Source organism: Pantoea agglomerans, from assembly GCF_020149765.1.
Lineage (GTDB): Bacteria > Pseudomonadota > Gammaproteobacteria > Enterobacterales > Enterobacteriaceae > Pantoea > Pantoea alvi.
The window spans coordinates 37,251-58,703 of the sequence record NZ_CP083809.1 but is presented as its reverse complement, the minus strand read 5'-3'; the positions used below and the strand labels follow the sequence as shown (position 1 = coordinate 58,703).

Here is a 21,453-nt window from a genome sequence, read left to right as displayed (position 1 = left end):
CGTGCCCGCCCCATCGTCATTTGATATGGGTCAATATTATGAAAGCGTTACATTTTGGAGCAGGTAACATCGGTCGCGGCTTTATTGGCAAGCTGCTGGCGGATGCAGGCATTGAACTGGTGTTTGCCGATGTTAACCAGGTGGTGCTGGATGCACTGAACGCGCGTCATGAATATCCAGTACATGTGGTTGGCGAGCAGGCGAAAGTGGAAATTGTAAAGGGCGTCAGCGCCGTCAACAGCACCAGCGACGACATTATCGCGCTGGTAGCGGAGGTCGATCTGGTGACCACCGCCGTTGGTCCGCAGATCCTGGAGCGCATCGCGGGCAGCGTAGCGAAAGGCCTGGCGAAGCGCCATGACGAAGGTAACGATCGTCCGCTCAATATTATTGCCTGTGAAAACATGGTGCGCGGCACCAGCCAGCTGAAGCAGCACGTGCTGAAAGCGCTGCCGGAGCAGCATCACGCCTGGGTCGAGCAGCACGTCGGCTTCGTCGACTCCGCCGTAGACCGCATCGTGCCGCCATCCGAAGCGGGCAGCAACGATCCGCTGGAGGTGACCGTTGAAACCTTTAGCGAGTGGATTGTCGATAAAACCCAGTTTAAAGGCGAGCTGCCCACCGTTGCAGGCATGGAGCTTACCGACAATCTGATGGCGTTCGTCGAGCGCAAGCTCTTCACCCTGAACACCGGCCATGCGATCACCGCCTATCTCGGCCAGCTTGCCGGGCATCAGACCATTCGCGACGCCATCCTGGATGAGAAAATCCGCGCGGTGGTCAAGGGAGCGATGGAGGAGAGCGGCGCGGTGCTGATCAAGCGTTACGGCTTCGACGCCGACAAGCATGCCGCCTATATCGAGAAAATCCTCGGCCGCTTCGAAAATCCTTACCTGAAAGATGATGTAGAGCGCGTGGGCCGCCAGCCGCTGCGTAAGCTGAGCGCGGGCGATCGCCTGATCAAACCGACGCTGGGCACGCTGGAGTATCAGCTGCCGAACGCCCATCTGGTGCAGGGCATTGCCGCTGCGATGCACTACCGCAGCGCGCAGGACCCGCAGGCGCAGGAGCTGGAAGCGCTGATTAACGAGAAAGGCCCGCAGGCGGCGCTGGCGCAGGTATCCGGTCTGGATGCCGACAGCGATGTTGTCGCGGCGGCGGTCAGCGCGTATAACGCAATGGCCTGACAGGCGCGTGTCAGTCACGCACAAGCGGTACGGGCGCGGCGACGCTGCGCCCGTTGACGGGATAAGAATTCTGCAGGCGACAATGGAAGAGAAGCAAGCTTTTGAAAACCGGGTGCTTGAGCGCCTGAACGCCGGACGTTCGGTGAGAAGCTTTCTGATCGCTGCCGTCGAGCTGTTGGCCGAAGCGGTCAATCTGCTGGTGCTGCAGGTGTTTCGCAAGGATGACTACGCGGTGAAGTATGCGGTTGAGCCGCTGCTGCTGGGCGACGGCCCGCTCGGCGAACTGCCGGTGCGCCTTAAGCTTATCTATGGTTTGGGCGTCATCAGCCGCCATGAGTATGAAGATTGCGAGCTACTGCTGGCGCTGCGCGAAGAGCTGAACCACGATCGCGGCGACTATCGCTTTACCGACGATGAGATCCTCGGCCCCTTTGGCGAGCTGCACTGCGTGGCCGCCTGGCCGCCGAAACCCGATTTTCATCCCGACGATGCCGAGCTGCGCGCCATGCAGCAGCAGCGCTATCTGCAAATGGTGCGCTCGACCATGGTGCTCTCTCTGACCGAGCTGATCTCGCGCATTAGCCTGAAACAGGCGTTCAAACGTCCCGGCGCCTGAGCTTCAGGCGCCCTCCTCGCTTGCCGCGCGCGAATTTGCGCCGCTTTTCGTGTATCCTTTGCCTGTTTTCCACAACGAGTTTTCGCCATGAAAGAGCAAGAAAAAGCCGAGATTAAACGTCTGAGCGATCAGCTGGACGCCCTGAATCGTAAAGAGCCGCAGCTGCTGGAAGCGGGCGACGCCGAGAAGCTGGGCGCGCTGCTGAAAGAAAAAGAGAAGCTGGTGACCGAGATCGAACGCCTGCGCGACAAGCGCGACGACAAGCTGAGCAAAGAGGCGCAGAAGCTGATGGCGCTGCCGTTCAGCCGTGAGATCACCAAAAAAGAGCAGGCCGATATGGGCACGCTGAAGAAGAGCGTGCGTGGCCTGGTGGTGGTGCATCCCATGACCGCGCTGGGCCGCGAAATGGGCCTGAAAGTGATGACCGGCTTCGCGAAGAAGCCGTTCTGAGTGCGGGATCAGGCGGCCGCCTGATCCTCTCCGCGCTGGCCGACGGCAGCTGACACCTGCTGCGCCAGCGCATCAAGCAGTTCATAACGTCGACGATATTCCGCACGCTTTTTACTGGCGATCTCCTCCAGCGCTTTACGCGGCAGGCTGAGCGGCAGCTGATAGAGCGCGTCTTTACGCGCCTCGCCGCCCAGCGATGTCCAGAACTCGCTATAGCTGGCAAAGAAGTAATCGCTTTTGCTGTGGCGATAGCGCAGGCTGCGGAACACGTGTGTAGTATCGCCTACGGCGATAATCTTCTCCGCCGCACAGCGCTGCGCCAGCATACAGACCACCTCCATAACGAGGCGTTTGGGAAATAGCCCGTGCGCCGCTTTCGTCGCCTCGCGGATCACCTCGTTAGAGATATGTTTACGCGGCCCCTGCAGGCCGCCGATCAGCACAGTGCGCACGCCAGCCTCCAGGATCAGCGAAAAAGAGAGCGAGGCGATAACCTCCTGCTGATAGCGCAGCACCAGCGTAATTTCCCCTTCGCGATCGAAACGGCCCGGGCAGCAAAAAAGCTCGAACGTCTCACCGTTTTTCCCGCTCAGCGTCGCCAGTAAATTATCGCCGGGGCTTTGCAGCAGCTGACGCAGCCGGCCGTTTTGCAACGTGGCGATGAGCTGATAGTGATCAAGGATCGCCTGCGCGCGCGCCGCCACGCTGAACCCGGCGCGCAAATAGGGACGGTGCAGCTTGGCGGGTAATAACCCCTGCACGCTCATTACCTGATGTAAATCGGGCAGGCGCGACAGCTGGTGTAAATAGCGCAGCGTTGTGACGGGAAACGCCAGCGTTCGCAGCGCGAACTTCAGGCGGAATTGTTTACTCAACCACAGTTTATCAGGAATATATTTTCCGCTGATGAGCTGAAAAAACAGCGAAGCAGATGATTCGGCGGCCGGTGTAGATGTAGTTATAATAGACATAATATTACATTCTCTGGTGGAATGTTATTTAGCCTACCTGCGTGAAATTCAACGGAAGGTTAATGTCCTGAAAGGTTAAAAGCCAGCTGCGCGCATGTTTAGCTGCGGTTTAATTACCGCTGTTTTAGCCATAAAAAAACCGGCGAATCGCTTCGCCGGTTTTAGCTTTATTAACGGAACAACTTATTTAGCAGAGGCGAAACGCGCTGCGGCTTCGTCCCAGTTCACCACGTTCCAGAACGCCTTGATGTAGTCAGGGCGTTTGTTCTGATACTTCAGGTAGTAGGCGTGCTCCCAGACGTCCAGGCCCAGGATCGGGTAGCCTGACGCGCCGGAGATCGCTTCGCCCATCAGCGGGTTGTCCTGGTTAGCGGTAGAGACCACGGCCAGTTTGTCGCCTTTTTTCACCAGCCACGCCCAGCCTGAACCAAAGCGGGTAGCGGCGGCTTTCTCAAACTCTTCCTGGAATTTCTCAACGCTGCCGAAATCTTTTTCGATAGCCGCTTTCAGGTCACCCTGCAGCGTGGTACCGGTTTTCAGGCCTTTCCAGAACAGGCTGTGGTTAGCGTGACCGCCGGCGTTGTTGCGCAGCACGGTTTTTTTGTCTGCCGGAACCTGATCCAGTTTGGTAATCAGCTCGTCAACCGGCAGGTCAGCGAATTCGGTCCCTTCCAGCGCGGCGTTAGCGTTGTTAACGTAGGTCTGGTGGTGTTTGGTGTGATGGATTTCCATCGTCTGCTTGTCGAAGTGCGGTTCCAGTGCGTCGTATGCGTAAGGCAGGGATGGCAGTGAATAACTCATGTTCTTCCTCTCCATTTCATATTTGGGCGGCGCCGCCTGATGGCGTGCCGCGTAAGCAGTCGAACCATTATAGTTAAATTCATGATCCGGAAAAGGGTAATCAATGCCCCATTAAAGATAAGGAATTTACAAATCCGTTATAAACAAACTGTTGTTTTTACAGACCGCTGGCGCTAAACGCGCCTTAGCGCAGCCGCTGCGGATGGGTATAGACGGTGGCGCGTCCCGGCTTGCTGAAGCCGACCAGCGTAAGGTTGCAGCGCTCCGCCACCTCGACGGCCAGGCGGGTCGCCGCCGAGACGGCGAACAGGATCTCGACGCCGCACATCGCGGATTTCTGCACCATCTCATAGCTGGCGCGGCTGGAGACCAGCACCGCGCCGTCGCCCCACGCCGCGCGGCTGCGGTAGCCAAGCAGCTTATCCAGCGCAACGTGGCGACCCACATCTTCGCAGCCGCCCGCCAGATCCCCATCCGGACGCAGCCAGGCCGCCGCGTGGGTGCAGCCGGTTTGCTGACCGACCGGCTGAAAACGCTTTAGCTGGCTCAGGCCGCGATCCAGCTGCGCCAGCTCAAAGGTCTGGGTAAAAGGCAGCGGCTGCACCGGCTTGCCGATCTGCTCCAGCTGCTCGACGCCGCATACGCCGCAGCCCGTGCGTCCCGCCAGCGCGCGCCGCTGCTCTTTTAGCGCCATAAAACGTCGGCTGGAAAGTTCGATCTGCACCTCAATGCCGTTACAGCCCGGCACCACGTCGAGACCAAAAATATCGCCCGGCGCGTCGATAATGCCTTCCGACAGGGAAAAGCCGATGGCGAACGCCTCCAGATCTTTCGGCGTGGTCATCATCACCACGTGGGAGATGCCGTTATAGACCAGGGCGACCGGCACTTCATCCGCCAGCCAGTCGGGCTGCGCCACGCTCAGGTCGGCGCGCTGCCATACCGGCATTTCGCTGACGCCGGTCTGAGTTGTTAAATTTTCGCCGGGGATTTGCGGGATAACGTTCAAGGAGTACGACCTGTTGTTAACAAGAGATTAAATTTTGCGCAGCCGCGAGGGCGGCCAGCCGCGCGGTTAAGTTTGCCCTGTTGTCACCGGCAGCGCAAAAAAACCGCTATACAAATTATGCGGTGAAAAGATAACCGATGGCGCTACGGCGCGCTTTAGCGAGATAAATGAGAATGATTTTCCGTTGCGCTTAACCTCGCCTTTATTTGAGAAGGGCGCGTTTTCCCGTCGCCTGAAACAGCACGCGCTACGCTGGCCGCTCTTCAAACAAATTTAAACAGAATTTAAAAAAGGCATTACTAAAAGCTAACTTATTGACCTTCATCAAATAAGACGCAGACAGGATTGTTATTTTGCATAGCTTCGCAATGGAGCCAATAAAGAAGAAAGATAAATGCAAATTACCAGACGGAGTTTTTTCAAAATCTGCGCTGGCGGAATGGCGGGCACCAGCGCGGCGCTGCTGGGCTTCGCACCGGAATCCGCGCTGGCCGGTATCAGGGAATATAAGCTCGTACGCGCCAGAGAGACCCGCAATAACTGCACTTACTGTTCCGTCGGCTGCGGCATGCTGATCTACAGCCTTGGCGACGGCGCCAAAAACGCCAGCGCCGCTATCTACCATATCGAAGGCGATCCCGATCATCCGGTCAGCCGCGGCTCGCTCTGCCCGAAAGGCGCGGGCGTGCTCGACTATATTCACAGCGACCAGCGGCTCAAATATCCGGAGTACCGCGCGCCAGGCAGCGACAAGTGGCAGCGCATCAGCTGGCAGGAGGCGTTTGAGCGCATCGCCCGCCTGATGAAGCAGGATCGCGACGCCCACTTCCAGCAAACCAACGCCGCCGGCGTCACGGCCAACCGCTGGCCGACCACCGCCATGTTCTGCTCGTCCGCCGCCAGCAATGAAACCGGGCTGCTCGACCATAAATTTGCCCGCGCGCTCGGCATCGTTGCGCTGGAGAACCAGGCGCGGCTGTGCCACGGCCCCACGGTCGCCGCGCTGGCGCCCAGCTTCGGCCGCGGCGCAATGACCAACAGCTGGAACGACATCAGGAACGCCAACGTGGTGTTGATTATGGGCGGCAATCCGGCGGAAGCGCACCCGGTCGGCTTTAAATGGGTGATCGAGGCGAAGACGCGCAACAACGCGCAGGTTATCGTCGTGGATCCGCGCTTTAACCGTTCGGCGTCGGTAGCCGATCTCTATGCGCCGGTGCGCGCGGGCAGCGACGTGGTGTTCCTGATGGGCGTCATTCACTATCTGCTGCAGCACAACCAGATTCAGCAGCCCTACGTGCGCGCCTTCACCAACGCCGCGCTGATCGTCAGCGAGGGCTATAGCTTTGAAGAGGGGCTGTTCAGCGGCTACGATGCGGAGACGCGCCAGTACGACCGCACCAGCTGGCGCTATGAGCTGGATGAGAACGGTCATGCGCGCCGCGACGACAGCTTTAGCCATCCGCGCTGCGTGCTTAATCTGCTCAAAGCGCACGCCAGCCGCTACACGCCGGAAATGGTGGAACGTCTGTGCGGCACCCCGCGTGAGACCTTTCTCACTATCTGCCGCCAGCTGGCGACCACCAGCGCCCCCAACCGCACCGCCACTATCCTCTACGCGCTGGGCTGGACGCACCATACCAACGGCTCGCAGATTATCCGCACCGCGGCGATGATCCAGCTGCTGCTGGGCAATATCGGCATGCCGGGCGGCGGCATTAACGCGCTGCGCGGCCACTCCAACGTACAGGGCTATACCGATCTCGGCCTGCTGTCGCAAAGTTTACCGGGCTATCTGCCGCTGCCGTCGGAGAAGATGGCGACGCTGGCGGACTATCTGCAAAAAGCGACGCCTGCCGCATCGCTGCCGGGCCAGGTCAACTACTGGCAAAACACCGATAAGTTCTTTATCAGCCTGATGAAGAGCTTTTACGGCGACAGCGCCACGGCGGACAACCAGTGGGGCTACGACTGGCTGCCCAAATGGGACAAGAGCTACGACTGCATGGCGCAGGCGGAGATGATGGAGCAGGGCGAAATAAACGGTGCCCTTGTTCAGGGCTTTAACCTGCTCGCCGCCTTCCCGGACAAGAACAAAGCCTGTCGCGCCCTCTCGCGCCTGAAGTATATGGTGGTGATCGATCCGCTCAGCACCGAAACCGCCAGCTTCTGGCAGCCTCACGGCGAATTCAACGACGTCGATCCCGCGCAGATTGCGACCGAGGTGTTCCGCCTGCCCTCTTCCTGCTTCGCCGAAGAGAACGGCTCGGTCGCCAACTCGTCGCGCTGGCTGCAGTGGCACTGGGCCGCCGCCGAGCCGCCGGGCGAGGCGCTGCACGACGGCAGAATCCTCGGCAATCTCTTTTTGCGCCTGCGCGAACTCTACCGCCAGGAGGGCGGCGTCGCGCCAGAGCCGCTGCTGGCGATGCGCTGGGACTACAGCAACCCCGCCGATCCGTCGCCGGAAGAGGTGGCGCAGGAGAGCAACGGCCGCGCGCTGCAGGACATTTACGACGCCAGCGGCAAGCTGCTGCTGAAAAAAGGCCAGCAGCTTAACTCCTTCGCCGAACTGCGCAACGACGGCAGCACCGCCAGCGCCTGCTGGATCTATGCCGGCAGCTGGACGCCGCAGGGCAACCAGATGGCGCGTCGCGACAACGCCGATCCCTCCGGGCTGGGCGCGGTTTCCGGCTGGGCCTGGGCGTGGCCGGCGAACCGCCGCATTCTCTATAACCGCGCCTCCGCCGACGAACAGGGCAAAGCCTGGGATCCGAATCGTCGCCTGATCGAGTGGGACGGCCAGCGCTGGCAGGGTATCGACGTGCCGGACTATCCGCTGACGCTGGCGCCGCAGCAGCAGGCGGGCCCCTTTATCATGCAGCCGGATGGCCTGGGCCATCTCTTCGCCCTCGACAAAATGGCCGACGGGCCATTCCCCGAGCACTACGAGCCGATGGAGAGCCCGCTGGGCGCCAATCCACTGCATCCGCAGCAGAGCCACAGCCCGGTGGCGCGCCTCTTTGCGCGCGACGCCGCGCTGCTGGGCGAAGTGGCCGACTATCCCTGCGTCGCCACCACCTACTCCATTACCGAGCTGTTCCGCCACTGGACGAAACACGCCCTGCTGAACGCGATCGCGCAGCCGGAGCAGTTTGTGGAGATTGGCGCAGAGCTGGCGGCGGAGAAAGGCATCAAGGCGGGCGACAGCGTCAGGGTCTCTTCCCGCCGCGGCTATATCAAAGCCAAAGCGGTGGTGACGCGGCGCCTGCAGCGCCTGCACATTGACGGCAAGCCGGTCGATACCGTCGGCATTCCCTGCCACTGGGGTTTTGAAGGCGCGACGCGCAAAGGCTTCCTCGCCAACACGCTGACGCCGTCAGTGGGGGATGCCAACTCGCAAACGCCGGAATACAAAGGATTTTTAGTAAAAGTGGAAAAGGCGTAACGGAGAACGAACATGGCTTACCCCACACAGGACATTATTCGTCGCTCCGCGACCAGCTCGCTCACGCCCGCGCCGCAGGCGCGCGATCATCGACAGCAGGTCGCCAAGCTGATCGACGTCACCACCTGTATCGGCTGTAAAGGCTGTCAGGTCGCCTGCTCGGAATGGAACGATATCCGCGCCGAGGTTGGACACAATATCGGCGTGTACGACAACCCGACCGATCTCAACGCCAAAGCCTGGACGGTGATGCGCTTCTCGGAGGTTGAGGAGAATGGCCGGCTGGAATGGCTGATCCGCAAGGATGGCTGTATGCACTGCGCCGATCCCGGCTGTTTAAAAGCCTGTCCGTCGGCGGGCGCTATCGTGCAGTACGCCAACGGCATCGTCGACTTTCAGTCTGAGCACTGCATCGGCTGCGGCTACTGCATCGCCGGATGCCCGTTTAACGTGCCGCGCATCAGCCAGGAGGACAACCGCGCCTATAAGTGTACGCTCTGCGTCGATCGGGTCAGTGTCGGTCAGGAACCCGCCTGCGTCAAAACCTGCCCGACCGGTGCAATCCACTTCGGCAGCAAAGAGGAGATGCAGCAGCTGGCGGCAGAGCGCGTCGCCGATCTCAAATCGCGCGGCTTCGAAAACGCCGGTCTTTACGATCCGGCAGGCGTCGGCGGCACCCATGTGATGTATGTGCTGCACCACGCTAATAAGCCGCAGCTCTACCACGGGCTGCCGGAAAACCCCAGCATCAGTTCGACAGTGACCTTCTGGAAAGGCGTCTGGAAACCGCTGGCGGCGATAGGCTTCGCCGCCACCTTTGCCGCATCGGTGTTCCACTATGTCGGCGTAGGCCCGAATCGGGTCGATGAGGAGCAGCATAAGGAGGAGGAAGAGTGAAAAAAGGCGAGCGCATCATACGCTACCGCGCGGCGGAGCGTATCAATCACTGGATTGTTGCCATCTGTTTTGTGCTGCTGGCGTTCAGCGGGCTGGGCTTTCTGTTCCCCTCGTTCAACTGGCTGATGAATGTGCTGGGCACGCCGCAGCTGGCGCGTATCCTGCATCCTTTTATCGGCGTAACCATGTTTGTTGCCTTTATGCGGATGTTTTTCCGCTACTGGCATCATAATCTGGTGAACAGAGAGGACCTGCTGTGGGCGCGCAATATTCACAAAATTGCCCTTAATGAAGAGGTCGGCGATACGGGCCGCTATAATTTTGGCCAGAAGTGTGTGTTCTGGGCTGCTATCATCAGCTTAGTGCTGCTGCTGCTTAGCGGCGTGGTAATCTGGCGTCCCTGGTTCGCCGGCGCCTTCAGCATCCCGCTGATCCGCGCGGCGCTGCTGGTGCACTCTCTCTCCGCCGTGGGCCTGATCGTCGTGATTATGGTGCACATCTATGCGGCGCTGTGGGTTAAAGGCACCATTACGGCGATGGTCGAAGGCTGGGTAAGCCCCGCATGGGCGAAAAAGCACCATCCTCGCTGGTATCGCGAGCAGCGTAACCGCTCAATACAACAGGAAAAACGCCTCTGATGAGTATTCGCATCATCCCGCAAGACCAGCTGGAGAAGAGCGAAAAAAACACGGCGGATACCATTCCGCCGTTACTTTTTCCACGGCTGAAGAACCTTTATAGCCGCCGCGCTGCGCGACTGCGCGATCTGGCGGCTAAAAATCCGCTGGGCGACTATTTGCGTTTCGCCGCCAAGATCGCCCAGGCGCAGGAGATCGTGCTGTATGACCATCCGCTGCACCGGGATCTTCACGATCGCCTGGTGCAGAGCGCCGCCGAGGGCAAGCCGCCGCTCGACATTCACAGCCTGCCGCGCGACGCGCACTGGCAGCGGCTGCTGCATTCGCTGATCGCCGAGCTAAAGCCGGAGATGACCGGCCAGGCGCTGGCGGTGCTGGAAAACCTGGAAAAAACCGCCGCAGGCGAACTGGAAACCCTTGCCAGCGCGCTGCTGGCGGGCGAGTTCGCACTGGTCAGCAGCGACAAAGCGCCCTTTATCTGGGCGGCGCTGTCGGTTTACTGGGCGCAGATGGCGGCGCTGATCCCGGGCAAAGCGCGCGCCGAATATGGCGAGCATCGCCAGTTCTGCCCCGTATGCGCCAGCATGCCGGTGGCGAGCGTGGTGCATCTCGGCACGCAGCAGGGCCTGCGCTATCTGCACTGCAACCTGTGCGAAAGCGAGTGGTATGTGGCGCGCAGCAAGTGCAGCAACTGCGAACAGACGCGCGACCTGCACTACTGGTCGCTGGACAGCGAGCATGCGGCGGTAAAAGCGGAGAGCTGCGGCGACTGCGGTACCTATCTGAAGATGCTTTATCAGGAAAAGGATCCGGCGCTGGAGCCGGTAGCGGACGACCTCGCCTCGCTGGTGCTGGATGCGCGCATGGAGCAGGAAGGCTTTTCACGCAGCAGCCTGAACCCTTTTCTTTTTCCGGATGAGAGCTAACTACACCTTTTAACGGCGGAGGAGTGCGATGAAACTGATCGGCAGCTATACCAGCCCTTTTGTACGGAAGATATCTGTCATGCTGCTGGAGAAAGGCATCGTATTCGAATTTGTGAACGATGCGCCTTACAGCCCCGACAGCCAGGTTTCGCACCACAATCCGCTGGGCAAGGTGCCGACGCTGATTGACGACAGCCAGCAGGCCTGGTTTGACTCCTCGATTATCGCACAGTATCTGGAGCTGCGCGGCGATGCGCCCGCGCTGCTGCCGGAGGACGCCTGGCTGGCGCTGCATATTCGGCAGACCGAGCGGCTGGCAGACGGGGTCAGCGACTGCGCCAGCGTTATCGTGCGCGAGAAGCTGCGCGCGCCGGAGCAGCAGTCCGCCGAGGTGCTGACGCGCAACCGGGAGAAGATCCTGCGCGGGCTGGATAAGCTGGAAGCCATAGCGGCGGAAGGGCGTTTGCTGAATAACGGCACGCTCAATCTTGCCGATATCGCGGTGGGCTGCACCATCGGCTATATCAACTTTCGCCACGTCGTGCCCAACTGGTGCGTGGATCGCCCGGCGCTGGTGAAGCTGGCGGAGCATCTGTTTCAGCGCGAGAGTTTTGCGCGTACCGCGCCGCCTGCTGCGTAGCCGCCTCCCTTAAATCTGGCGAATAGCCATGCTCAGCGCTGAAGATATAAATGACTATCTGAGCGCTGAGCATGACGGAATATAAGCCCGCCAGGCATTGATTTAAGCAGGTGCCCGTGGAGAAATGTGTATTACATGCACAGCGAAAAGTGATATAGATTTTTCTATCTGACGTCTGCCTCAATACATAAATATTTCCGGACCTTTATCGGAAATCATATTTATAATGCGCAGCACCGCCTGATTCGGCTTGCTTTCTCCACGCTCCCATTTTGAGACGCTTTCAACTGACATGCCGGTCATGCGAGCCAGAACTGACTGAGAGAGCTTCCAGCGCAGACGGACCGCCTTAATTTCTTCGCCCATCATCGGACGAACCTCAGGAATTTCCGCAGCTTTAATGCGAGCCTCAATGGTTTTGAGGGTATCGTCTTTCACAACGCCGTGCTTGTTATAGCGCTGCGCCATAGTATAGATGTTTTTCAAATCATCACTCATCGCAATTAACCTCAAATAGCTCTTTCTCTTTAAGCAGCGCATTTATCCTGTTCTGGTCCATCTCTATGAAATCTGGTGCGATGCTGCAAAAAATGTCTATTTCAGCATCTTCTATTTCTTTCCCTTTCTTTTTAGTAAGCGAGCTTTTCGCGTAAAGATAAAAAAAGTAAAGATGCTCGCCGTCATTAAAGAAAACGATTGAGCGCGCGCCATCTCTTTCGCTTACTTTCGGCAGGGCAATGCGTCTTTTATAGGTAAATTTTCCCAGCTGGCTTCCCTTCAGCCCGCTAAAAACCTTTTGGGCCGTTTTACAAAGAATTTTGTCCGTAATTCCCAGCCGCCTGCGCTCTGCGTCGAACTCAGGCGTTAAATAGACGCCCATAGATCCCTCTACATCCCTGTAATCCGTAACGGTTACTATAGTCTTCCTTACGGGTTTGATCAAACCGTCCGCCGCGCTTTTTTGAAAACAAAAAGGCCGACAATCCTGTCGGCCTTTTACGTTGACTACGGGAAGCGGGCTACAGGCTTACTGCAGCAGCGAAATATCCGCAACCTGCAGGAACAGCTCGCGCAGCTTCGCCAGCAGGGTCAGACGGTTGATGCGCACGTCGGCGTCGTCGGCGTTAACCATCACCTTGTCGAAGAAGTTATCGACGGCCTCGCGCAGCTGCGCCAGTTCGATCAGCGCATCCTGGTAGCGGCCCTCTGCGAAGTAGGGCTGCAGCTTATCGCCGAGCGCGGTCACGAAGGTCGCCAGCTGGATCTCTTCATTCTCCTTCAGCAGCGACGCCTGCACGCTGTCGTTCAGCGTTTCGGTCGATTTCGCCAGGATATTAGAGACGCGCTTGTTCGCCGCCGCCAGCGCCGCCGCTTCGTCGAGGGTGCGGAAGTGCGATACCGCCTTCATACGTGCGTCGAAGTCAGCCGGACGGGTCGGACGACGCGCCAGCACCGCCTGCAGCGTATCGACGCTGTGGCCCTCTTCCTGATACCAGCTGCGGAAGCGACCCAGCATAAAGTCGATAACGTCATCGACCACGTTGCCGTTGCTCAGCTTGCTGCCGTACAGGCGCACCGCCTCTTCCGTCAGGGTCTGCAGATCGAGCGGCAGGTTCTTCTCAACGATAATACGCAGCACGCCCAGCGCGGCGCGGCGCAGCGCAAACGGGTCTTTATCGCCTTTCGGATGCTGGCCGATGCCGAAGATGCCCGCAAGGGTATCCATCTTGTCGGCGATTGCCAGCGCGCAGGCCACCGGGTTAGAGGGCAGATCGTCGCCGGCGTAGCGCGGCTGATACTGCTCGTTGAGCGCGACCGCCACATCTTCGGCTTCGCCGTCGTGACGCGCGTAGTGCATGCCCATCACGCCCTGGGTGTCGGTAAACTCAAACACCATATTGGTCATCAGGTCGCACTTGGAGAGCAGGCCGGCGCGCGTCGCATGATTAACGTCGGCACCGATCTGCGCGGCGATCCAGCCCGCCAGCGCCTGGATGCGATCGGTTTTGTCGCGCAGCGTGCCAAGCTCTTTCTGGAACAGCACGGTTTCAAGGCGCGGCAGGTGATCTTCCAGACGCTTTTTGCGGTCGGTGTTAAAGAAGAATTCGGCATCCGCCAGACGCGGGCGCACCACCTTCTCATTACCGGCGATAATCTGCTGCGGATCGCTCGATTCGATATTGGTGACAAAAATAAAGTTCGGCAGCAGCTTGCCCGCGTCGTCATAGACCGGGAAATATTTCTGATCGCCCTTCATGGTGTAGACCAGCGCTTCCGCCGGCACCTTGAGGAACTTCTCTTCGAAGGTCGCGGTCAGCACCACCGGCCACTCCACCAGCGAGGTTACCTCTTCCAGCAGGCTGTCACTCAGGTCGGCATTGCCGCCCAGCTGGCGCGCAGCGGCTTCGGCATCAGCTTTGATCTGCGCCTTACGCACCGCGTAGTCGGCGATCACTTTGCCGCGCGTTTCCAGGATATCGGGATACTGGTCGGCGTGATCGATGGTGAACTCAGGCTCGCCCATAAAGCGATGGCCGCGAATGGTGCGCCCTGACTCAATGCCGAGGATGGTCGCCGGGATCAGCTCGTCGCCCAGCAGCAGCGTCACGGTGTGTACCGGACGGACAAACTGCACGTCGCTCGCGCCCCAGCGCATCAGTTTCGGGATCGGCAGCTTGCCGAGCGCGTTGGCAATCATGCCGGGCAGCAGCGACTGGGCGGACTCGCCTTTCACCTGCGCGCGATAAACCAGCCATTCGCCTTTGTCGGTGCTCAGGCGCTCAGCCTGATCGACGGTGATACCGTTGCCGCGCGCCCAGCCTTCCGCCGCTTTGGTCGGATTGCCACTGGCGTCAAAGGCGGCAGAGACCGCCGGGCCGCGTTTTTCGACTTCGCGGTCGGGCTGCGCGGCGCTCAGGCTCGCCACTTTCAGCGCCAGACGGCGCGGTGCGGCGTACCAGCGCACGTCGCCGTGCGCCAGGCCGGCGCTGTCCAGCTCGGCGGTAACCTGCGCAGCAAAGGCTTCGGCCAGGCTGCGCAATGCTTTCGGCGGCAGCTCTTCGGTGCCGATTTCCACCAGAAACGTTTTTTCAGTCATGGCTGCCTCTTACTTGTTGTTATTGCACATCGGGAAGCCCAGCGCCTCGCGGGAGGCGTAGTAGGCTTCAGCCACGGCTTTGGTCAGGGTGCGGATGCGCAGAATATAGCGCTGGCGCTCGGTCACGGAGATCGCCTTGCGCGCGTCCAGCAGGTTAAAGCTGTGCGCGGCTTTCAGAATGCGCTCATAGGCCGGCAGCGGCAGCGGTTTTTCCAGCGCCAGCAGCTGCTGCGCCTCTTTCTCATACTGCTCGAAGCAGGTAAAGAGGAAGTCGACGTCGGCGTATTCGAAGTTGTAGGTAGACTGCTCGACTTCGTTCTGATGGAAGACGTCGCCATAGGTGGTTTTACCCAGCGGGCCGTCGCTCCAGACCAGATCGTAAACGCTGTCAACGCCCTGGATATACATCGCCAGACGCTCAAGGCCGTAGGTGATTTCACCGGTCACCGGCTTGCACTCCAGGCCGCCCACCTGCTGGAAGTAGGTGAACTGCGTCACTTCCATGCCGTTAAGCCACACTTCCCAGCCGAGGCCCCACGCGCCGAGCGTCGGGTTTTCCCAGTTATCTTCCACGAAGCGGATATCATGCACGGTGGGATCGATGCCTAACTCTTTCAGCGATCCGAGATACAGCTCCTGAATGTTGTCCGGCGACGGCTTGATGATCACCTGGAACTGGTAATAGTGCTGTAAGCGGTTCGGGTTTTCGCCGTAGCGGCCGTCGGTTGGACGGCGCGAAGGCTGCACGTAGGCTGCGGCAATCGGCTCAGGTCCGAGTGCGCGCAGGCAGGTCATAGGGTGTGAAGTGCCAGCGCCCACTTCCATGTCCAGCGGCTGAACGATGGTGCAGCCCTGACGCGCCCAGTAATCCTGCAATGTCAGGATCAGGCCCTGAAAGGTTTTGGTATCAAACTTTTGCATGATGATTTCGCACGCGATTCGGGTAGATGAAAAAAGAGTGCGCCAGTATACCCTTTGACCGCGCGATGTGCAGCCGGAAATCCTGCCGGGCGCGGCCGCGCCAGACGGCTCCGAATCCTGCCGTGAAATGTTGTCGCGCGCATCGCGACTGTCTACCCTTCTTCGCACTATCGTGATGCGCAAGAGGACCCGATGTCGCACAAGATTTGCTGGATCGACAATTTACGCGCGGTCGCCTGTTTGATGGTGATCGTGATCCATACCACCACCTGGTATATCACCGGCCCGATGGCGGTGACCGGGCTCTGGTGGGATATCACCAACCTGCTTAATTCCGCGTCGCGCGTCTGCGTGCCGCTCTTTTTTATGATCTCCGGCTACCTGTTCTTCGGCGAGCGCAGCGCGCAGCCGCGCCATATGCTGCGGCTGGTGCTTTGCCTGCTGTTCTACAGCGCGGTGGCGCTGGCCTATATCACCTGGCTGACGCCCATCAGCGAAGGGCGCTCGCTGCTGAAGATGCTGCAGAAGCCGGTGTTTTATCATCTGTGGTTTTTCTTTGCGCTGATCGGCATCTATCTGCTGTCGCCGCTGATTCAGGTAAAAGCGGTGCAGGCGCGCTATGTGGCGCTGCTGGTGGTGGTGCTGGCGGTGCTGGCGAACCCAAATACCGTGGATCAGGCGGTGGGCCCCTTTCACTGGCTGCCGGTAAACCTCTACGTCAGCGGCGACAGTATCTATTATCTGCTCTATGCCCTGCTGGGACGCGCTATCGGCACCATGGAGACGGCAAAGCGCGGCGTGACGCCGCTGGCGGCCGGGCTGTTCGCCGCCTGCGTTATCGGCATTACCTTCGGCACGAAACAGGCGCTGATTGCTAACGGCGCCTTCAACGACCGCTGGTATCTCTACTGCGGCCCGCTGGTGTTTATCGCCGCCATCAGCCTGCTGGTGCTGTTCAAGAACGCCCTGAACGCCCGCACGCTGCCGGTGCTCGGCACGCTTTCACGCTATTCCCTGCCGATTTACGGCTTTCACGCGCTGTTTATTCACTTCCTGCGCACCCGCCACTATGACGATATGTCGCGGCCGCTGCTGGATCTGCCCTGGGTGTTCGGCGTGACGCTGGCGGGCAGCCTGCTGCTGGCGATGGGCCTGCAGCGCCTCGACAGACGTCACTGGGTAAGCTGATCGCGCCAGCGATCGCGGGCGCGCCGCAGCTGGCGCGCTGAAGAAAATCCCGCCGCCAGCGCCGCTTTTTCCGCGCCTTCGCCCTGCTGCTGGCGCTGGCGCGCGATACCCAGCCGCAGCTGCTCGTGATAGTCGCGCACGCTGATACCCAGATGCTGACGAAACAGGCGCGCCAGATGACGGCCGCTGACGTGGACGCGTGCGGCGAGATCCTCCAGCGACCAGCCGTGCTCGGGATGGGCGATCATCGCATCCTGTGCGCGATGTATCGCCGGATGGAGATGATTGCGGTAGCGCAGCCAGGGCGACAGCTGCGGATCGTCGCCGGAGCGGCGGAACCACACCACCATGTCGCGCGCCACCTCCAGCGCCGTCTGCGCGCCGCACAGCCGGTTAATCAGGTGCAGCGAAAGGTCGATTCCGGCGGTAATGCCTGCGCTGGTCCAGATATTGCCGTCGTCGACAAAGACGCGATTCTCTTTGACCTGCGCCGTCGGCGCGGCGGCTTTTAACCGCGCCAGCACGTCGTGATGGGTGGTGCACTGCACGCCGTCGAGCAGGCCCGCCTGCGCCGCCAGCAACGCACCGGAACAGACGCAGATTAAGGTAAGCTGCTGCGCGCGCAGCCGTGGCTGCTGGCGCTGCAGCCAGCGGCGCGCGGCCTCGGCCTGCGGCGTCGAGAACCAGAGGGTAGAGTCACTGACCCCCGGCACCACCAGCAGGCTGTCGGGCGGCAGGGTCTCGGGCAGCGGCTCAATCCCGGCAAGGGTCATCTGCGTAGAGCTTAAAACCGATGCTTGCGGCCCGATATAACGCAGCGCGAAGCGATCCTCTCCCGCCAGCCGCAGCGTCTCGGCCGGCCCGGTCAGGTCGAGCGCCATTACACCGGGCAGAGTAAGAAACAGGACAGTTTGCGGCATCGCGCCACTCCTTGTTGTCAGACGCGCGCCAGGCACGCTTCCACGCTCACCACCTCGGCAAAGCGGTTGGCCAGCACGGTTTCGGTACGGTGAATCAGTTCGGCGCTGCTGAGCGTGATGCCGTTGTGGGTCATCGGGAAGGTCAGCGTCGCTTCGGAGACAAACAGTACCTTAAAACCGAGATCGGACGCCACGCGCGCGGTGGTTTCGCAGCACTGTTCGGTGCGGATGCCGCTGATAATCAGGGTATCGACTGCACGCGCCTGTAGCCAGGGCAGCAGCCCGGACTCCGTCAGCGCGTTGTGTACATGTTTATGCACGCTGAACGTCGCCGCATGCTGCAAAAAAGTCATGCGCTTCACCCAGCCGGACGCCAGCGAGAAGGGGCCCTGCGGCGCGACGTGAAATACATCCACAATCGGCATCCCTTTCGCCTGGCACCCTTCGATTAGCGCGCTGATATTGCGCTGAAACGCCGGAACATCCGCCTCCTGCCAGAAATCACGGTGTAAAAAAGATTGCTGAACATCGATCACCAACAGCGCTGCCTGTGCCATTTTCGGCCTCCTGGGAAATGAACTCAGGCCCATCATGACGGGCCTGACGCGCAGGAAGAAGGCCAAATCGGGACAAGATGGCGACAATACGGGACAGCGTTACTGCATCAGCGGGGCAAGCTGCGCGTAGAGGCGGGCAAAGGTATCACGCAGCGGCTGATAGCGCTGATAGCGCGCTGCATCGGGCTGATGGCGCTGCACCCGCGTCAGGGCAGGCAGGGTAGTCTGCGGCTCGATCGCCAGCTGCGCCAGCCGCGCCGCGCCCAGCGCCGGGCCGACCTCGCCCCCCTGACAGTAGTCGAGCGTCTGGCCGCTGATATCGGCCAGCATCTGACGCCACAGCGCGCTGCGCGCCCCGCCGCCGATCAGCATAATGCTGGAGGGCGTGACGCCGCGCTCATGCACCGCGTCCATGCCCTGCGCCAGCGCGTAGCCAACGCCTTCCAGCACCGCTCGCGCCAGCTCAGGCCGACCATGCTGGTGCGTCAGGCCAAAGAAAACGCCCGTCGCCTTCGGGTTGTTATGGGGCGTGCGTTCACCGGAGAGATAGGGCAGAAACCAGAGCGGTGGCGCGCTGTCATCGGCGCGCTCCGCTTCCGCCAGCAGCTGCGGCACGTCGGCGCAGCCGGTCAGCGCGGCCGCCCAGTCGAGACAGGCGGCGGCGCTGAGAATAACCGACATCAGATGCCAGCGCTGCGGCAGCGCATGGCAGAAGCTGTGCACCGCACGCTGCGGATTGCTGAGGTAGCCGTCGCTGACCACGAAATAGACGCCGGAGGTGCCGAGCGACAGCATCCCCTGCCCCGGCTCGGTCATGCCGACCCCCACCGCGCCCGCGGCGTTATCGCCGCCGCCCGCCACCAGCGGCACCGCCGACATACCCCAGCGCGCCGCGATCGCGTCACTCAGCACGCCGGTAACGGCGTTGCCTTCAAACAGCGCTGGCATATGGTCACGCGTCAGTCCGCAGGCGTCGAGCATCAGGTCGCTCCAGTCGCGGCGCGCCACGTCCAGCCACATCGTGCCTGCCGCATCGGAGAGGTCGCTGGCGAAGTCGCCGCTCAGCCGCCAGCGCAGGTAGTCTTTCGGCAGCAGCACCTTCGCCACCCGCTGAAAAATCTCTGGCTCATGCTGCCGCACCCACAGCAGTTTGGGCGCGGTAAAGCCGGGCATCATCAGGTTGCCGGTGATCTGGCGCGACGCGGGCACGCGCTGCTCTAATTCACGGCACTGTTCGCCGCTGCGCCCGTCGTTCCATAAAATGGCCGGACGCAGCACGCGATGCTCGCTGTCCAGCAGCGTCGCGCCGTGCATCTGGCCGCTCAGGCCGATAGCCTTTACCTCGCCGAGCGCATGCTGCTGCGCCAGCGCCTGCATCGCCTGGTCGGTCGCCAGCCACCAGCTTTCGGGATCCTGCTCGCTCCAGAGCGCGTGCGGGCGCGACACCTGCAGCGGCGCGCTGCTGACCGCCGCCACCTCACCCTGCGCATCCAGCAGCGCCACCTTGACCCCGGACGTGCCTAAATCGATCCCGATATACATGCCTTACTCCCGCTTATCTCAGAAATCATAAAGATAGTGGTTCACCAGGTTCTCCAGCTGCTCCTGGCGCCCGCTTTGATGCTGCGGATTGAACGGCTGCTGCTGAGCATGGGCCGCCAGCGAGGCGAGGGAAAACTCGCCCTTGAGGATCTGCTGGCCAAACTCACCGTTCCAGCCGCTGTAACGCTGCGCCACGCGCTGGTCCAGCTCGCCCGCCTCCACCATGCGCGCCGCGGCTTTAAGCGCCAGTGCCATGGTATCCATCGCGCCGATATGGCCGTAGAAGAGGTCATATTTGTCGGTGCTCTGGCGACGTACTTTGGCATCGAAGTTCAGGCCGCCGGTGGTGAAACCGCCCGCTTTAATAATTTCGTAGAGCACCAGCGCGTTCTCTTCGACGCTGATCGGGAACTGGTCGGTATCCCAGCCACACTGCACGTCGCCGCGGTTGGCGTCCACCGAACCGAAAATGCCCAGCGCGATAGCGGTGGCGATCTCATGATGAAACGAGTGGCCCGCCAGCGTGGCGTGGTTCGCCTCGACGTTAACCTTGATCTCTTTCTCCAGTCCGAACTGCTTCAGAAAGCCGTAAACCGTTGCCACATCATAATCATACTGATGTTTGGTCGGCTCCTGCGGCTTCGGCTCGATTAGCAGCATGCCCTGAAAGCCGATTTTATGCTTGTGCTCTACCACCATCTGCATAAAGCGGCCAATCTGCTCGCGCTCCTGGCGCAGATCGGTATTCAGCAGGGTTTCATATCCTTCACGGCCGCCCCACAGCACGTAGTTTTCCCCGCCCAGCGTCTGCGTCGCCTGCATGGCGCTGCACACCTGGCTCGCCGCCCAGGCGAAGATCTCTGGATCGGGACTGGTCGCCGCGCCGGCGCCGTAGCGCGGATGGGTAAAACAGTTGGCGGTGCCCCACAGCAGCTTCACGCCGCTCTCCTGCTGTTTTTCCAGCAGCTTGTCGGTCATGACCGCGAAATTTTCCTGATAGCTGCGCAGCGAGTCCCCTTCCGGCGCGACGTCGACGTCATGAAAGCAGTAGTAAGGTACGTTCAGCTTGTGAAAGAACTCAAACGCCACGTCCGCCTTCAGCTTCGCCAGCTGCAGGGCGTCACCGCTCTTCTGCCACGGGCGGTCAAAGGCGCCAACGCCGAACATATCCGCGCCGTTCCAGCAGAAGGTGTGCCAGTAGCAGGCGGCGAAACGCAGGTGTTCGGCCATGGTTTTACCGAGGATCACCTCGTCAGGATTGTAGTGGCGAAAAGCCAGTGGATTAGTGCTCTTTATCCCTTCAAAACGAACGCGTTCGATCTGGTCGAAATAGGCGTGCATGTTTCGCTCCTTAGCGTGAAAATCCGGTCAGTTGGCCGTGTGTCCATATATTGCTGCCGCCTTTTCCGCTGGCTCAATTACGATATTTCACACCGCGCTTGAGATAATTAATATTTGTGCGCCCGTTCGCAAATTAATAGCAACATCGCGCTCAGGCGCCCTCCGCTGCTCTTAAAAGCGTTAAATCTCGATCCCGCTCATAAAAACAGAAATAAACCAAAAAACGTAATCGCCGGATAAAAATCAGTAATTGATGTTGCCGGAAAGCCAGGACAACAATTCAAGCGCCTGGACCCATGCGATAACG

Annotated in this window: 20 protein-coding genes; 9 read left to right on the top strand and 11 right to left on the bottom strand. The window is 60.3% G+C overall.

Annotation, left to right across the window (positions count from 1 at the left end):
• Positions 1-38: 38 nt before the first annotated feature.
• The 3 genes from mtlD (at position 39) to LB453_RS02695 (ending at position 2,253) form a co-directional block, all read left to right on the top strand.
• Positions 39-1,187 carry a mannitol-1-phosphate 5-dehydrogenase gene (gene mtlD / locus LB453_RS02705; protein WP_103797150.1) on the top strand — a complete coding sequence of 383 codons (1,149 nt, stop codon included), beginning with the start codon at positions 39-41 and terminating at the stop codon, positions 1,185-1,187.
• An 82-nt stretch (positions 1,188-1,269) separates the two neighbouring features.
• Positions 1,270-1,803, top strand: coding sequence for an MltR family transcriptional regulator (locus LB453_RS02700; protein WP_103797149.1), 534 nt, complete (start codon positions 1,270-1,272; stop codon positions 1,801-1,803).
• Positions 1,804-1,890: 87 nt separating this feature from the next.
• On the top strand, positions 1,891-2,253 hold the full coding sequence (locus LB453_RS02695) for a YibL family ribosome-associated protein (protein ID WP_103797148.1): 363 nt from the start codon (positions 1,891-1,893) through the stop codon (positions 2,251-2,253).
• Between the two features lie 8 nt (positions 2,254-2,261).
• Here the strand turns inward: LB453_RS02695 and LB453_RS02690 are convergent, their stop codons facing one another.
• The 3 genes from LB453_RS02690 to fdhD all read right to left on the bottom strand — a co-directional run bounded on the left by LB453_RS02690 (position 2,262) and on the right by fdhD (position 4,974).
• Positions 2,262-3,224: a VirK/YbjX family protein gene (locus LB453_RS02690; RefSeq protein ID WP_103797147.1), complete on the bottom strand. Its 963-nt coding sequence runs from the start codon at positions 3,222-3,224 to the stop codon at positions 2,262-2,264.
• 183 nt (positions 3,225-3,407) lie between these two features.
• Entirely contained in the window at positions 3,408-4,025 is a 618-nt protein-coding gene (sodA, locus tag LB453_RS02685) for a superoxide dismutase [Mn] (protein ID WP_033755547.1), read from the bottom strand.
• Between the two features lie 184 nt (positions 4,026-4,209).
• Positions 4,210-4,974: a formate dehydrogenase accessory sulfurtransferase FdhD gene (gene fdhD, locus LB453_RS02680; protein WP_103797146.1), complete on the bottom strand. Its 765-nt coding sequence runs from the start codon at positions 4,972-4,974 to the stop codon at positions 4,210-4,212.
• Positions 4,975-5,428: 454 nt separating this feature from the next.
• Here fdhD and fdnG point away from each other — a divergent pair, with 454 nt between their 5' ends.
• The 5 genes from fdnG to LB453_RS02655 are packed head-to-tail and all read left to right on the top strand — an operon-like array spanning position 5,429 to position 11,580.
• Positions 5,429-8,479 (top strand): formate dehydrogenase-N subunit alpha, encoded by a 3,051-nt coding sequence (gene fdnG, locus LB453_RS02675; protein WP_224481587.1) that lies wholly within the window; start codon positions 5,429-5,431, stop codon positions 8,477-8,479.
• 12 nt (positions 8,480-8,491) lie between these two features.
• Positions 8,492-9,376 (top strand): formate dehydrogenase subunit beta, encoded by an 885-nt coding sequence (gene fdxH, locus LB453_RS02670; RefSeq protein ID WP_103797144.1) that lies wholly within the window; start codon positions 8,492-8,494, stop codon positions 9,374-9,376.
• Positions 9,373-10,014 carry a formate dehydrogenase cytochrome b556 subunit gene (gene fdoI / locus LB453_RS02665; protein ID WP_103797143.1) on the top strand — a complete coding sequence of 214 codons (642 nt, stop codon included), beginning with the start codon at positions 9,373-9,375 and terminating at the stop codon, positions 10,012-10,014. The genes fdxH and fdoI overlap by 4 nt, the downstream gene beginning before the upstream one ends.
• The gene (gene fdhE, locus LB453_RS02660; RefSeq protein WP_103797142.1) at positions 10,014-10,940 is read left to right on the top strand and encodes a formate dehydrogenase accessory protein FdhE; all 927 of its coding nucleotides are present in this window, start codon (positions 10,014-10,016) and stop codon (positions 10,938-10,940) included. The genes fdoI and fdhE overlap by 1 nt, the downstream gene beginning before the upstream one ends.
• A 28-nt stretch (positions 10,941-10,968) precedes the next feature.
• Positions 10,969-11,580 (top strand): glutathione S-transferase, encoded by a 612-nt coding sequence (locus LB453_RS02655; RefSeq protein WP_103797141.1) that lies wholly within the window; start codon positions 10,969-10,971, stop codon positions 11,578-11,580.
• A 180-nt stretch (positions 11,581-11,760) separates the two neighbouring features.
• Here the strand turns inward: LB453_RS02655 and LB453_RS02650 are convergent, their stop codons facing one another.
• The 4 genes from LB453_RS02650 to glyQ all read right to left on the bottom strand — a co-directional run bounded on the left by LB453_RS02650 (position 11,761) and on the right by glyQ (position 15,598).
• Positions 11,761-12,078, bottom strand: coding sequence for a helix-turn-helix domain-containing protein (locus LB453_RS02650; protein ID WP_103797140.1), 318 nt, complete (start codon positions 12,076-12,078; stop codon positions 11,761-11,763).
• Positions 12,071-12,460: a type II toxin-antitoxin system RelE/ParE family toxin gene (locus tag LB453_RS02645; RefSeq protein WP_103797139.1), complete on the bottom strand. Its 390-nt coding sequence runs from the start codon at positions 12,458-12,460 to the stop codon at positions 12,071-12,073. The genes LB453_RS02650 and LB453_RS02645 overlap by 8 nt, the downstream gene beginning before the upstream one ends.
• Positions 12,461-12,607: 147 nt before the next feature.
• Positions 12,608-14,677 (bottom strand): glycine--tRNA ligase subunit beta, encoded by a 2,070-nt coding sequence (gene glyS / locus LB453_RS02640; RefSeq protein WP_103797138.1) that lies wholly within the window; start codon positions 14,675-14,677, stop codon positions 12,608-12,610.
• Positions 14,678-14,686: 9 nt separating this feature from the next.
• Entirely contained in the window at positions 14,687-15,598 is a 912-nt protein-coding gene (gene glyQ / locus LB453_RS02635; RefSeq protein ID WP_033793010.1) for a glycine--tRNA ligase subunit alpha, read from the bottom strand.
• A gap of 192 nt (positions 15,599-15,790) precedes the next feature.
• On the opposite strand from glyQ, the gene LB453_RS02630 reads away from it, so the two are divergent.
• The gene (locus LB453_RS02630; protein ID WP_103797137.1) at positions 15,791-16,786 is read left to right on the top strand and encodes an acyltransferase; all 996 of its coding nucleotides are present in this window, start codon (positions 15,791-15,793) and stop codon (positions 16,784-16,786) included.
• Here LB453_RS02630 and LB453_RS02625 read toward each other — a convergent pair.
• The 4 genes from LB453_RS02625 to xylA form a co-directional block, all read right to left on the bottom strand.
• On the bottom strand, positions 16,771-17,706 hold the full coding sequence (locus LB453_RS02625; RefSeq protein ID WP_103797136.1) for a GlxA family transcriptional regulator: 936 nt from the start codon (positions 17,704-17,706) through the stop codon (positions 16,771-16,773). The two genes, LB453_RS02630 and LB453_RS02625, sit on opposite strands and share 16 nt — an antisense overlap.
• A 17-nt stretch (positions 17,707-17,723) precedes the next feature.
• The gene (locus LB453_RS02620; RefSeq protein ID WP_103797135.1) at positions 17,724-18,263 is read right to left on the bottom strand and encodes a cysteine hydrolase family protein; all 540 of its coding nucleotides are present in this window, start codon (positions 18,261-18,263) and stop codon (positions 17,724-17,726) included.
• 99 nt (positions 18,264-18,362) lie between these two features.
• Positions 18,363-19,805, bottom strand: coding sequence for a xylulokinase (gene xylB, locus LB453_RS02615; protein ID WP_103797134.1), 1,443 nt, complete (start codon positions 19,803-19,805; stop codon positions 18,363-18,365).
• 18 nt (positions 19,806-19,823) lie between these two features.
• Positions 19,824-21,146: a xylose isomerase gene (xylA, locus tag LB453_RS02610; protein WP_224481586.1), complete on the bottom strand. Its 1,323-nt coding sequence runs from the start codon at positions 21,144-21,146 to the stop codon at positions 19,824-19,826.
• Between the last annotated feature and the right edge of the window lie 307 nt (positions 21,147-21,453).

Excerpts from the sequence above, each read along its gene's own strand:
- LB453_RS02630 (WP_103797137.1), top strand. The coding sequence starts at position 15,791 with ATGTCGCACAAGATTTGCTGGATCGACAATTTACGCGCGGTCGCCTGT.
- LB453_RS02620 (WP_103797135.1), bottom strand. The coding sequence starts at position 18,263 with ATGGCACAGGCAGCGCTGTTGGTGATCGATGTTCAGCAATCTTTTTTA.
- fdhD (WP_103797146.1), bottom strand. The coding sequence starts at position 4,974 with ATGCCGGTATGGCAGCGCGCCGACCTGAGCGTGGCGCAGCCCGACTGG.
- glyQ (WP_033793010.1), bottom strand. The coding sequence starts at position 15,598 with ATGCAAAAGTTTGATACCAAAACCTTTCAGGGCCTGATCCTGACATTG.
- glyS (WP_103797138.1), bottom strand. The coding sequence starts at position 14,677 with ATGACTGAAAAAACGTTTCTGGTGGAAATCGGCACCGAAGAGCTGCCG.
- LB453_RS02655 (WP_103797141.1), top strand. The coding sequence starts at position 10,969 with ATGAAACTGATCGGCAGCTATACCAGCCCTTTTGTACGGAAGATATCT.
- LB453_RS02645 (WP_103797139.1), bottom strand. The coding sequence starts at position 12,460 with ATGGGCGTCTATTTAACGCCTGAGTTCGACGCAGAGCGCAGGCGGCTG.
- mtlD (WP_103797150.1), top strand. The coding sequence starts at position 39 with ATGAAAGCGTTACATTTTGGAGCAGGTAACATCGGTCGCGGCTTTATT.
- sodA (WP_033755547.1), bottom strand. The coding sequence starts at position 4,025 with ATGAGTTATTCACTGCCATCCCTGCCTTACGCATACGACGCACTGGAA.
- LB453_RS02650 (WP_103797140.1), bottom strand. The coding sequence starts at position 12,078 with ATGAGTGATGATTTGAAAAACATCTATACTATGGCGCAGCGCTATAAC.
- LB453_RS02695 (WP_103797148.1), top strand. The coding sequence starts at position 1,891 with ATGAAAGAGCAAGAAAAAGCCGAGATTAAACGTCTGAGCGATCAGCTG.
- fdhE (WP_103797142.1), top strand. The coding sequence starts at position 10,014 with ATGAGTATTCGCATCATCCCGCAAGACCAGCTGGAGAAGAGCGAAAAA.
- fdnG (WP_224481587.1), top strand. The coding sequence starts at position 5,429 with ATGCAAATTACCAGACGGAGTTTTTTCAAAATCTGCGCTGGCGGAATG.
- xylB (WP_103797134.1), bottom strand. The coding sequence starts at position 19,805 with ATGTATATCGGGATCGATTTAGGCACGTCCGGGGTCAAGGTGGCGCTG.
- fdxH (WP_103797144.1), top strand. The coding sequence starts at position 8,492 with ATGGCTTACCCCACACAGGACATTATTCGTCGCTCCGCGACCAGCTCG.
- xylA (WP_224481586.1), bottom strand. The coding sequence starts at position 21,146 with ATGCACGCCTATTTCGACCAGATCGAACGCGTTCGTTTTGAAGGGATA.
- LB453_RS02625 (WP_103797136.1), bottom strand. The coding sequence starts at position 17,706 with ATGCCGCAAACTGTCCTGTTTCTTACTCTGCCCGGTGTAATGGCGCTC.
- LB453_RS02690 (WP_103797147.1), bottom strand. The coding sequence starts at position 3,224 with ATGTCTATTATAACTACATCTACACCGGCCGCCGAATCATCTGCTTCG.
- LB453_RS02700 (WP_103797149.1), top strand. The coding sequence starts at position 1,270 with ATGGAAGAGAAGCAAGCTTTTGAAAACCGGGTGCTTGAGCGCCTGAAC.